Origin of the sequence: Lutibacter sp. (assembly GCF_021647475.1) — a bacterium.
Taxonomy (GTDB): domain Bacteria; phylum Bacteroidota; class Bacteroidia; order Flavobacteriales; family Flavobacteriaceae; genus Lutibacter.
The window spans coordinates 40,308-52,578 of sequence record NZ_JAKIUR010000008.1 but is presented as its reverse complement, the minus strand read 5'-3'; the positions used below and the strand labels follow the sequence as shown (position 1 = coordinate 52,578).

General features: G+C 28.0%; 10 protein-coding genes. 6 read left to right on the top strand and 4 right to left on the bottom strand.

The window, feature by feature from the left end:
- Window positions 1-151: 151 nt before the first annotated feature.
- Entirely contained in the window at window positions 152-1,387 is a 1,236-nt protein-coding gene (hutI, locus tag L3J60_RS03345) for an imidazolonepropionase (protein ID WP_291974071.1), read from the top strand.
- A 3-nt stretch (window positions 1,388-1,390) separates the two neighbouring features.
- Here hutI and L3J60_RS03340 read toward each other — a convergent pair whose 3' ends face one another.
- Both L3J60_RS03340 and L3J60_RS03335 read right to left on the bottom strand, forming a co-directional pair.
- Complete coding sequence (locus L3J60_RS03340; RefSeq protein WP_291974070.1) at window positions 1,391-3,850, bottom strand: tyrosine-protein kinase family protein; 2,460 nt, start codon at window positions 3,848-3,850, stop codon at window positions 1,391-1,393.
- A 6-nt stretch (window positions 3,851-3,856) separates the two neighbouring features.
- On the bottom strand, window positions 3,857-4,573 hold the full coding sequence (locus L3J60_RS03335; RefSeq protein ID WP_291974069.1) for a polysaccharide biosynthesis/export family protein: 717 nt from the start codon (window positions 4,571-4,573) through the stop codon (window positions 3,857-3,859).
- 154 nt (window positions 4,574-4,727) lie between these two features.
- On the opposite strand from L3J60_RS03335, the gene L3J60_RS03330 reads away from it, so the two are divergent.
- The 5 genes from L3J60_RS03330 to L3J60_RS03310 all read left to right on the top strand — a co-directional run bounded on the left by L3J60_RS03330 (window position 4,728) and on the right by L3J60_RS03310 (window position 10,988).
- Entirely contained in the window at window positions 4,728-5,504 is a 777-nt protein-coding gene (locus L3J60_RS03330; protein WP_291974068.1) for a class I SAM-dependent methyltransferase, read from the top strand.
- A gap of 29 nt (window positions 5,505-5,533) precedes the next feature.
- Window positions 5,534-6,106, top strand: a complete 573-nt coding sequence (locus tag L3J60_RS03325; protein WP_291974067.1) for a cob(I)yrinic acid a,c-diamide adenosyltransferase — start codon at window positions 5,534-5,536, stop codon at window positions 6,104-6,106.
- 89 nt (window positions 6,107-6,195) lie between these two features.
- Window positions 6,196-6,417 carry a DUF2795 domain-containing protein gene (locus L3J60_RS03320; RefSeq protein WP_291974066.1) on the top strand — a complete coding sequence of 74 codons (222 nt, stop codon included), beginning with the start codon at window positions 6,196-6,198 and terminating at the stop codon, window positions 6,415-6,417.
- A gap of 166 nt (window positions 6,418-6,583) precedes the next feature.
- The gene (secA, locus tag L3J60_RS03315; protein WP_291974065.1) at window positions 6,584-9,925 is read left to right on the top strand and encodes a preprotein translocase subunit SecA; all 3,342 of its coding nucleotides are present in this window, start codon (window positions 6,584-6,586) and stop codon (window positions 9,923-9,925) included.
- Window positions 9,926-10,139: 214 nt separating this feature from the next.
- Complete coding sequence (locus L3J60_RS03310) at window positions 10,140-10,988, top strand: YitT family protein (RefSeq protein WP_291974064.1); 849 nt, start codon at window positions 10,140-10,142, stop codon at window positions 10,986-10,988.
- Window position 10,989: 1 nt separating this feature from the next.
- Here L3J60_RS03310 and L3J60_RS03305 read toward each other — a convergent pair whose 3' ends face one another.
- Both L3J60_RS03305 and L3J60_RS03300 read right to left on the bottom strand, forming a co-directional pair.
- Entirely contained in the window at window positions 10,990-11,130 is a 141-nt protein-coding gene (locus tag L3J60_RS03305) for a hypothetical protein (RefSeq protein WP_291974063.1), read from the bottom strand.
- A gap of 179 nt (window positions 11,131-11,309) precedes the next feature.
- A complete protein-coding gene (locus tag L3J60_RS03300) occupies window positions 11,310-12,158 on the bottom strand; it encodes a hypothetical protein (RefSeq protein ID WP_291974062.1) in 849 nt (282 codons plus the stop codon).
- Window positions 12,159-12,271: the final 113 nt, after the last annotated feature.

Below are 12,271 nucleotides of genomic sequence, written 5' to 3'. Positions count from 1 at the left end.
TTAATTTTTTACAAAGGTAATTCAATATTGCATGAAAACCTTAAGAAATCATTCAAAAAATAGTAACTATTATCACGAAATCGTTATAGTTTTTATACCGTAAAATCTTAAGAAATTAACTGTATATTTGAATAGATAATTCAAGTGCAAAATGAAAGTTTTATTTACAAATATAAAAGAGTTAATACAAGTTGAAGATTTTCCAAAACAAATGATTATTGGAAAACAAATGAAAGTGCTTCCTACTATTAAAAATGCATACCTACTTATTGAAAACAATATCATTAAAGATTTTGGTGAAATGGCTAAAATTCCGAAATTAAATATTGATAAGATTATTGATGTAACAGGAAAGATGATTTTGCCAACTTGGTGTGATAGTCACACACACATAGTTTATGCTGGAAATAGAGAACAAGAATTTGTGGATAGAATAAATGGTTTAACTTATGAAGAAATAGCCAAAAATGGTGGCGGGATTTTAAATTCAGCTAGAAATCTTCAAAATACTTCTGAAAATGATTTATATGAGCAATCGGCAATCCGTATTAAAGAAATTATGAAAATGGGCACAGGTGCTGTTGAAATAAAATCTGGTTACGGACTTACTAAAGAAGCTGAATTAAAAATGCTTAACGTAATAAAAAAATTAAATGAAAATTTCCCTATTACTATAAAAGCAACTTTTTTGGCTGCACATGCTTTACCAAAAGCATTTAAAAATAACAAAAGTGGTTTTATAAATATGGTTATTAATGAAATTTTGCCAGAAGTAGCAAAAGAAAATTTAGCTGAATTTATAGATGTATTTTGTGAAACTGGATATTTTTCTGTTGCTGATACCGTTAAAATTTTAGAAGCTGCTTCAAAATATAACTTAAAACCAAAAATACATGTAAACCAGTTTACTGCGATTGGCGGAATACAAGCTGGAGTGAAATTTAATGCACTTTCTGTTGATCATTTAGAAGAAATGAGAGATGAAGATATTGAGGCTTTAAAAAACTCTAAAACAATGCCTGTTGCATTACCATCTTGTTCTTATTTTTTAAGTATTCCATACACTCCTGCACGTAAAATAATAGATGCTGGTTTACCATTAGCACTTGCCACAGATTACAATCCTGGCTCTACTCCATCTGGAAATATGAATTTTGTGATTTCTACTGCCTGTATAAAAATGAAAATGATTCCTGAAGAAGCTATAAATGCTGCTACTATAAATGGAGCTTATGCCATGGGAATTGAAAAAACTCATGGAAGTATCTGCAAAGGTAAAAAGGCTAATTTTATTATTACACAATCTATACCTAGTTATAGTTTTTTACCATATTCTTTTGGAAACAATTTTATTGATAAAGTGTTTATTGAAGGAAAAGAAATTTAATAGTTAGCTGTTTTTCTTTTTAAACCATTTTTTAAAAAATGATTTCTTTTCATTTTCATGGTATCCATTAGAATATTTACCATAACCGTATCCATAACCATAAGAATATCCATAAGAATATCTGTATTTGGCTTTTACTTTAAAGTCATTTAAAATAATGCTAATGTTTGAAATTTCTTCTTTCAAATATTTTTCATTAATCATTTTTAACATCCCTTTTTGAGAATAACCATGCCTGGCAACATACATAGTAGTATCTGCGTATTTCAATAATTCAATAGCATCACTAACTAAGCCAATTGGCGGAGTATCGAGAATTATATATTCATAATCTTCTTTTAATTTATTAATCATCTCATCCATGCTAGAGTTAATTAATAGTTCTGATGGATTTGGAGGAACGGGACCAGATGTAATTACATCTAAATTAGGAATTTTAGATTTATGAATGATTGAAGATAAATCAGCATCATCAATTAAAAAATTAACAACTCCTTTTTTATTAGTAATTTCAAAATCACCAAATATTTTAGGTTTACGTAAATCTAAACCAACTAATATTGTTTTTTTCCCTCCTAATGCAAATACTGTTGCCATATTTATAGAAACAAACGTTTTACCTTCTCCACTAACCGATGATGTAACTAAAATAGTTTTAGGCTTATCTTTTAATTCTCTTGAAATTAAAAATTGAATATTTGAACGTAACGACCTAAAAGATTCTGCTACGGTAGATTTTGGTTTTAAAAAAACGGCTAAATTATTTTCAGCTAAATTTTTACCTAATACTCCTAAAATTGGAATTGGTGAAATACGCTCAATATCTTCTACTGTATTAATTTTATTGTCAAAAACTTCAAGTGCTATAATTACAAATAAAGGTAAAATAATACCTAATAAAAGTGCAATCATATAATTAAAAGAAGTTCTTGGTAAAATAGCTCCTTGACCTGTATCTTTTGCGGAATCTAAAACTGTAATATCCGATACACTTGCAGCAATGGCAATGGCTGCTTCATATCTTTTTTGCATTAAAAAAACTACATTAGATTCCGTTAAGCTATATTGCCGTTGATAATTTAAAAGTTTTTGCTCTTTATTTGGTAATTTATTTAACTTGTAATTATAAGAACTCAATCTTTTTTTGCTATTATCTAAACTCACCTCAATAGCATTAATTAAGGATGAAATATTTTCTAATAATACCTTTCTTGTGGTTTCAATTTCTTGTGTTGCTAATTTTAAAGAAGGATGATTTGCTGTAACTTCATTAGCTAATTGTTCTTTTTTTACTGATAATTCTGTTAATTTACCTACCATTCCAGCAATAGAAGCATCATCTACATTAATTATTGCAGGTGCCGGAATTTTAGCATAATTGGTATGTGTTTTAATGTAGTTTTCTAAATTTTTTAAATAGGCAATTTTATCGGTAAGTTCTTTTTGAACTTTATCTAAACCTGTAGTTTGTGAAAATATTTCAACACCTTGTGCTGATAAATCATAAATGGCATTTTTCTTTTTAAATTTACCTATATTATCTTCAATTAATTTTAAGCTATCTGAAGTGTTTTTAAATTGTTCGTCAATAAATTTTTTGGTGCTACGTGCATAATCTGTTTTTTCTGCAAGTTGATCTTTTGCCAAAACTTCTACCGTTTTGTTTAAAAAATCTACCAATTTATATTTATTAGCTCCAGTTAATGAAACTTCAATTAAGGAAGTTCCTGATAAACCTTTTGCTCTAATATTTCTATATTCGTTAGTAACTTCATTTATAGATTTTAATTGAATATAATAGGTTTTTCCCGTTAAATTACTGGTGCTGTCTTTCTTTATTAGTTCTCCTTTTAAAAAAGGTTCATTTATATATTCATTAAAAGAATATTTTTTACTAAAACTATATGTTTTTGGGATAAAATTTTTAGTAGTTTCATTGTTGTAATTCATTAATTTATACTTAGAATCTTCATTAAAATCAACAGAAACTGTAAAATTATTGTTATCCTGAAAAGTTATTTTTATAAAATTATCTAATAACTGATATTGATTAGGTTGTAATTTAATTTTAAACGGATTTTTACCATAAACATCTTCCTTTCTAAATTTCCCATCTACAAAATAATCAATATAAAATTTAAGTTCTTTCACCACTTTTTCATTATGTGATCTTGATGTAAATGTTTTTCTAATACTTTCAACTTTATCACTAACTCCTCCCCAATTAAATGCAATATTTGTACCTGTAGCAAATAGCGGATTTTGTTTTTCTTTTACTGCAATTGTTGTTTTTAAACCATAAATTTTTTGAGTTGAAATATTAAAGAAGTAAGCAATTGCTAATGCAATTATTATTGCTAATACAAACCATTTCCAATTAGCTAATATTCTAAATAAATAGTCTTTAATATCTGTAATTTGTTCGTTTGCTTTTTCGGAAAAATTAAATTGCTTATCCATCATAAACCACTATAAGTTTTTAACTAATAAAACCGAACTTACTAAAAAAGACAATACGGTAACTACCGTTGAAAATGATTGAAGTCCAGTAGTACCTGTTCCCCAAGATTTTTGTTTTAATGGAGCTACATACACAATATCATTAGGTTGTATATAAAAATGTTTTGAGTTAAATACATCAATATTTGTTAAATCTAAATGATATTTTTTTACACCATCAATGGTTTTTCTAATAATAATTACATCTTTTCTATTACCAAATTGCGTTATTTCTCCAGCATTTGCAATAGCATCTATAATAGAAACTTCATTTTGAGCTAAATTTAAAGTTCCTGGAGAATTAACTTCACCTGTTACTACAAATTTAATTCCTGTTAATTTTACGGTTACAAAAATTTGTGCTGGATTTTTAAAAAATTTACCCAATTCCATTTCAATTTTTTCACGAACTTCTTTCGTTGTATATCCTAAAACATTAATTTCTCCAATGTAAGGAATTCTAATATTTCCATGTCTATCAATAGTATAGCCTTTAAAATATAAATTACCTCCCACATTAGCTGCACTTCCAGAATTGCTTTCAACATTTTTAAACATAGAAACAATTTTAGGATTATCAGCTTTTATATCGATATATAAAATATCATTAACCTGTAACCGATAAGGTGCATTATTTAACTTATAAAGTTCTGATTTTTTTACTGGATCTCCTTGATAATAAGTCATTTGTTTTGTAGTAACACAAGAGGAAAACAAACTTATAACTAAAAGGTAAACAAAATATCTATTCATAAAATTTTATTGAAGCTAAGGCAAATATAATTTTAAATGACCTATTAAAATAATTTTTCTTTTAATTTCGCATTTAAATGTACTAATAATGTGGTTTAAAATTAAACGATATATTCTTTTTTTATTCAAATCTACTAATAAGCACGGTGTTCATTCCCCTTTTGTTTTTAATTTAATTACTAAATGTTTTAATTGTAAAACTAAATTAGAGCAAAAAAATGAATTTTACAACGTTAAAAAGTGGTTATTAAATGATAAAACAATACTTAATGTAAAGGATTTTGGAAGTGGTTCTAAAATATTTAAAACCAATAAAAGAAAAGTTTGTGATATCACAAAAATTGCAGGAATAAAAACAAAAAATGCACTTTTATTAATTCGGTTAGTCGCTTATTTTAAGCCTAAATATATTTTAGAAATTGGTACATCAGTCGGTTTAAGCTCATCTGCATTGCAAATTGGAAATCCAAAAGCTAAAATTATAACGTTAGAAGGTTGTCCAAATACGGCTAATTATGCAAAACAACTTTTTGAGAAGTTTAAATTTTCAACCATAAAAGTAATAACAGGTAAATTTGAAAACACGCTACCTAAATTAATTGATTCAAATTCTTTTGGCTTGATATATTTTGACGGCAATCACACTAAAAAAGCCACTTTAAACTATTTTTATGAATGTTTAAAAACAGTTAAAAATGAATCTGTTTTTATTTTTGATGATATTCATTTATCTAAAGAAATGTTTCAAGCTTGGAATAAAATAAAGGAACATCCTAAAGTTACGGTAACTATCGATACTTTTTATTGGGGAATTGTGTTTTTCAGAAAAGAACAAGTTAAACAACATTTTACCATTCGCATTTAAATTCAGTAATATTTATTTAAATTTACCTTATGAAAATTTACACAAAAACTGGCGATAAAGGAAAAACCTCATTGTTTGGAGGAGAACGAGTTCCTAAACATCATATTAGAATTGAAGCTTACGGCACTGTAGATGAACTAAATTCCTTCATCGGTTTAATAAAAGATCAAAAAATTGATGATGATACCAAAACAACTTTATTAAAAATTCAAACGGAGTTATTCACATTAGGTGCAATGTTAGCAACACCAACCAACAAAGAAAAATTAAAAACTGGAAAAGATCGGCTAAACATTCCAAAAATCACAACTAAATCTATCCTTTTTCTTGAAAATGAAATGGATAATCTAAATAAAAATTTAGAGACAATGACCAATTTTATTCTCCCTGGAGGTCATCCCGTAGTTTCATATTGCCACATTGCAAGATCCGTTTGCCGAAGAGCAGAACGAATTTGCACTCTATTAAATGAAAAAACAACTATTAATGAATTAATTGTAATTTATTTAAATCGATTATCCGATTATCTATTTACTTTAGCCCGCCATTTTTCAAGCTATTTTAAGGTAGATGAAATTAAATGGATTCCTGAAAAATATTAGCAATTATTTTTTTAAAATTAAAATCATAAAAAAGCTTGTTTTATTGTATAAAAAATTTATTTTTGCAAAAAAAATAATACTATAAAATTATGTATTGGACTTTAGAATTAGCATCTTATTTATCAGATGCACCGTGGCCCGCAAAAAAAGATGAGTTGATTGATTATGCAATAAGAACTGGAGCTCCATTAGAAGTAGTCGAAAACTTACAAGATATTGAAGATGAAGACGAAAATTATGAATCTATCCTTGAAATTTGGCCTGATTATCCTTCCCAAGATGATTACCTGTGGAATGAGGATGAATATTAATAACCCTAAAAAATTAAAAAAGTCTCGTTTGAGACTTTTTTTTTGTTTAAAAAGCTATATTTTTGAAGAAAATTTTAACACTTATCCAGTTAAAATAAATTAAATTCGTACACAAATTCATTATTCATTAAAATTGAGTAATAAAACATAACATTGAAAAAAAAAGATGAGTATATTAAATTCAGTATTAAAAATTTTTGTTGGAGATAAAAAGAAAAAAGATTTAAAAATTCTTCAACCAATTGTTGCAAAAGTTAGAGCTTTTGAACAGGAAATGAATAATTTAACTAATGATGAACTAAGAGCTAAAACTGCTTATTTTAAACAAAAAATAGCAGATGGAATTAGTGAATTTAAACAAAAAATTAATACTTTAGAAGAAGAAGCTAAAACTGCAAACATTGATAGAAAAGAAGAAATTTATGATGAAATTGATGCTTTAACAGATCAATCCTATGAAGTTTCTGAAACTATTTTAGAAGAAATTATGCCAGAAACGTTTGCTGTTATGAAAGAAACTGCAAAACGTTTTACTGAAAATAAATCTATTACCGTTACAACTACTGCTTTTGACCGTGAAATTTCAGCCATTAGAAATAATGTTACACTACTAAATGATGACCAAACAGAATGGGTAAACATTTGGGATGCACAAGGAATGGAAATAACTTGGGACATGATTCATTATGATGTTCAGTTAATTGGAGGTTCAGTTTTACACCAAGGTAAAATTGCGGAAATGATGACTGGTGAAGGTAAAACGTTGGTTTCAACCCTACCCGTTTATTTAAATGCACTAACAGGCAATGGCGTTCACGTAGTAACTGTAAATGACTATTTAGCAAAACGTGATGCCGCATGGATGGGAACAATGTTTGAATTTCATGGATTAAGCGTAGATTGTATTGATTTACACCAACCTAATTCCGATGAAAGACGAAAAGCCTACAATTCTGATATTACTTACGGTACAAACAATGAATTTGGTTTTGATTACTTGCGTGATAATATGGCACATTCACCAAATGATTTAGTTCAACGACCACATAATTATGCTATTGTAGATGAGGTCGATTCAGTTTTGGTTGATGATGCAAGAACTCCATTAATTATATCTGGTGCAACTGCTAATGCTGATAGACACGAATTTAATGAACTTAAACCAAGTGTAGATAGAATTGTAAACACACAAAAAAATCATTTAATTGGAGTTTTAGCAGAAGCTAAAAAACTAATTCAAGAAGGGAATACTAAAGAAGGTGGATTTTTATTGCTTCGCGTTTTTAGAGGATTACCTAAAAGTAAAGCCTTAATTAAATATTTAAGTCAAGAAGGAATTAAGCATTTATTACAAAAAACTGAAAACTTCTATATGCAAGATAATAATAGGGAAATGCCTAAAATAGATAATGACCTATATTTTGTAATTGACGAAAAAAATAATTCCATAGAACTTACTGATAAAGGAATTACATTTTTATCTGGAGATGATACAGAGGATGATTTCTTTATACTTCCCGATTTAAGTATGGAAATTCATAGAATTGAAAATGAATCAAATTCCCCAGATGATATTGCGACAAAAAAAGAAGAATTGTATCGCGATTATAGTTTAAAAAGCGAACGTATTCATACTATGAATCAACTTTTAAAAGCATATACCTTATTTGAAAAAGATGTGGAATATGTTATTATGGAAGATAAAATTAAAATTGTTGATGAACAAACAGGGCGTATTATGGAAGGGCGTCGTTATTCTGATGGTTTACACCAAGCAATTGAAGCTAAAGAAAACGTAAAAATTGAAGATGCCACGCAAACCTATGCAACCGTAACCTTACAAAATTATTTTAGAATGTACCGTAAATTAGCTGGTATGACAGGTACTGCGGTTACGGAAGCTGGTGAATTTTGGGAAATCTACAAATTAGATGTGGTTGAAGTACCTAGTAATAAACCTTTAATTAGAGATGATAGAGAAGATTTAGTTTTTAAAACAAAACGTGAAAAATATAATGCGGTTATTAATGAAATTGAAACTTTAGTAAACCTAGGTCGTCCAGTTCTAGTAGGTACAACTTCCGTAGAAATATCTGAATTATTAAGTAGAATGCTTAATATTAAAAAAATTCAACATAATGTATTAAATGCAAAACTTCATAAAAAAGAAGCTGACATTATTGCCGAGGCTGGTAAATCTGGCGTGGTAACTATTGCAACAAATATGGCGGGTCGTGGTACCGATATTAAATTAACCGATGAAGTTAAAAAAGCTGGTGGTTTAGCTATTATTGGTACAGAACGTCATGATTCTAGACGTGTTGACCGTCAGTTACGTGGTCGTGCAGGACGTCAAGGAGATAATGGATCCTCTCAGTTCTATGTTTCATTAGAAGATAATTTAATGCGTTTGTTTGGTTCTGAAAGAATTGCCAAAATGATGGATAGAATGGGATTAAAAGAAGGCGAAGTAATTCAACATTCTATGATTTCCAAATCAATTGAAAGAGCTCAACGCAAAGTAGAAGAAAACAACTTTGGTGTTCGTAAAAGATTATTAGAATATGATGATGTAATGAATTCACAACGTGAAGTTGTTTACAAACGTAGAAGACACGCTTTATATGGCTCTAGACTAAAAGTAGATATTGTAAACATGGTTTATGATACTTGTAATTCATTAATACGTGAAAATAAAGTAACAAGTGATTTTAAAAACTTTGAATACGAATTAATTAAGTTTTCTACAACCACTTCTCCTTTTACAGAAGAAGAATTTAAAACGCTATCGGAACAAGAACTTACCGATCAATTATTTGATGTTGTTTACAAACATTATAAAAATAAATTAGAGCGAAGTGCAAAAATGGCTTTCCCTGTAATTAAAGATGTTTATGAAAATCAAGGTGATAAATACGAACGTATAGTAGTACCATTTACTGATGGTAACAAGGAACTTAAAGTAATTACCAATTTAAAAGAAGCGTATGATTCTAAAGGAAAAGAATTAGTTACTGATTTTGAAAAAAACATCACCTTAGCCATTATTGATGATACTTGGAAAGATCATTTACGTCAAATGGATGAGTTAAAACAATCTGTTCAAAATGCTACTTATGAACAAAAAGATCCACTTTTAATTTACAAATTTGAATCTTTTGAGTTATTTAATGGAATGTTAGATACTATAAATAAAGAAGTATTATCCTTCTTATTTAAAGGTGAATTACCTTCTAATAATGCAAATCAAGTGTCTCAAGCTCAGGAAAGAAAACGTGAAAATGTAAAATTAACCAAAGAAGATTATAGTAATTTATCTGAAAATGCACAAACTAACCAAACGCAACAGCCACAAGTTGTAGAAACTATAGTTAGAACCGAGCGTAAAATTGGAAGAAATGAGCACATAACTATTAAAAATATTATGTCTGGTGAAAATAAAACGTTGAAGTACAAACAAGCAATTCCACTAATTCAAAAAGGAGAATGGGTTTTAGTTGATAAATAAATTACATCAATTTTAACGAAAAAAATAATTTGTATGTCCGTAATTAGTAATAATAAAGAACAACGTCATGCTGAACCTGCCTGTCGGCAAGGCAGGCTCGTTTCAGCATCTCATTTCCGTTTGATAACCAGTGTTTTATTGAATACGACCCTGAAACAAGTTCAGGGTGACGGACAATCAGAAAAACAACTATTTTATTTGAATAATTAAATCTATGCAAACATTTAAAAAAGAGTTTATTAATTACTCTTTTATAATTACTGGAAGCCTAATTACTGCAATTGGAGTTGTTGGATTTTTAATCCCTAATAAAATTGTAACTGGTGGTACGGCAGGTTTATCCATTATATTTCATTATTTATTTAATTTACCAACGGGGATTTTAATGTTTTTAATTAATACGCCATTATTATTAATTAGTATTAAACACCTAGGAAAAAGATTTGCATTTAGAACAATTGTTGCCATTATTTTGCTATCCTCTTTTATTGATTTATTAGCCGAAATTATACATTTTCCTGCTTTAAGTACAAATACTTTATTAGCTACTATTTATGGAGGAATTTGTGTAGGTGTTGGCTTAGGTTTAATTTTCAAGGGAGATTCTTCTGCTGGTGGAAGTACCATTATAGCAAAAATAGCAACCACAAAATTAGGATTGAGAGCTGGAACTGTAATTTTGTTTTTAGATATTATTGTAGTTGTTTCTGCGGGAATTGTATTTAGAGACATTGAATTATCTCTATGGAGTATGATTAGCATTTTTGTTGCTTCTAAATTTATAGATTTAGTATTAACAGGAATAAAACAAAACAAAATTGTGCATATTTCTTCAAATAACCTTGACGATTTAAAACATACTATTACTGCTGAAATGGGAATTACAGGAACCTTAATTAAAGGAGATGATCTTCATTTTGAAAATGGTAGAAATATTATTTTTCTATCTATAAATAAAAACAGAATAATTGCACTTAAAAACTTGGTAGAAGAACACGATAAAAATGCATCTATGATTGTATTTGAAGCTACTGAATTAATAGGCTCTAGTAGAAAATTATAACTTAAATTTTAAATTTTTTATCATAAGGAATACTTTTTAGCAAATGTTTAATTACCGCAACTCTTGCAAATGTTTTTTGATTTAAAAGTGTCTCTATTTGTATTATTTCTTTATGAATAAGTCTATTCTTTTTTCGTTTCATAGTTACAAATCTATTAATTTAGATTTGTTGCGTTAAGTTCTTGAATAGAGGATTCATTATAAAAAACCATCCGTATTGATTAATAGAAAAACAGGATTCCCAATCAAGCTGAGAATGAACTGTGCTCAAATACAAATATTTAATTGATAATTTTCATTATATTTTTATCCGAATTCATTTTATTTTGTTAAACTAAACCGAGCTCCAAAAACATACATATTTTCTATAAAAGTAAAATGTTGAGTTGCTTTATCTCTTTTATCTTTGGTTGTTCTAATATCCTGCATATTTATATAACCCACTTTAAAATTAGATTGTATAAAAAAGTGTTTGAAAAAAGTAAAATTTAAACCTGCATGAGCAGAAAAACCGTAACCAGATACGTGGAATTCATCATATAGTTCTTTACCCATTAATGTTGTATTTGTTTTTGGATATAAAATTCCGACACCAATTCCTTCAGTTAAATTAATATCTATATTTTTTACTGAAAATTTCAACCAATTATCTAAATTATCAAATCGGCTAACTTCCATATTTATATAGTTTAAACCATCAGTATGTTCAAATAATAAAAAGTCGCTAGTTAAAACTTTATCTACATTGCTATAAACGCCATCAAAAGCACCACCCGTATTTATAACACCGTTCATTCTAACAATTTGGTCATTTCGCATCACATATTTCATATGGTCAAGTCCTATGGAAACGGTATAATGTTCCTTTAAAAAATAACCTATTCTAAAATTAGTTTGTGGAATGGTTAATTCATCTAATTTTAAAAAATAAATTCCGAATGGTTTTGGTTTATCGTCTGCTTTTACATCATATAAAGTGAATTTATAATCAGCTCCGCTAAACTTAATATCTGAAGTTGAATAATGATCTCTATTCCAACCCCAATACACAAAAAACTTCCCTTTATTTGGACCTGCATCGTTATAATTTAAATCTTGAGATTTTACTACTTCTTGAGAAAAAGTGATAGTACTGGTTAAAATAAGTACCATTAATATTAAATTTTTCATTTTTATTTATTATTACTTGTTGTACATTTTGACTCTTTAAACTTACTGCTAGGTCAATTTGAGTAATTTTTGATAAAAAATGGTATCGAGAAGGGCTATTTTTAAATAAAAAA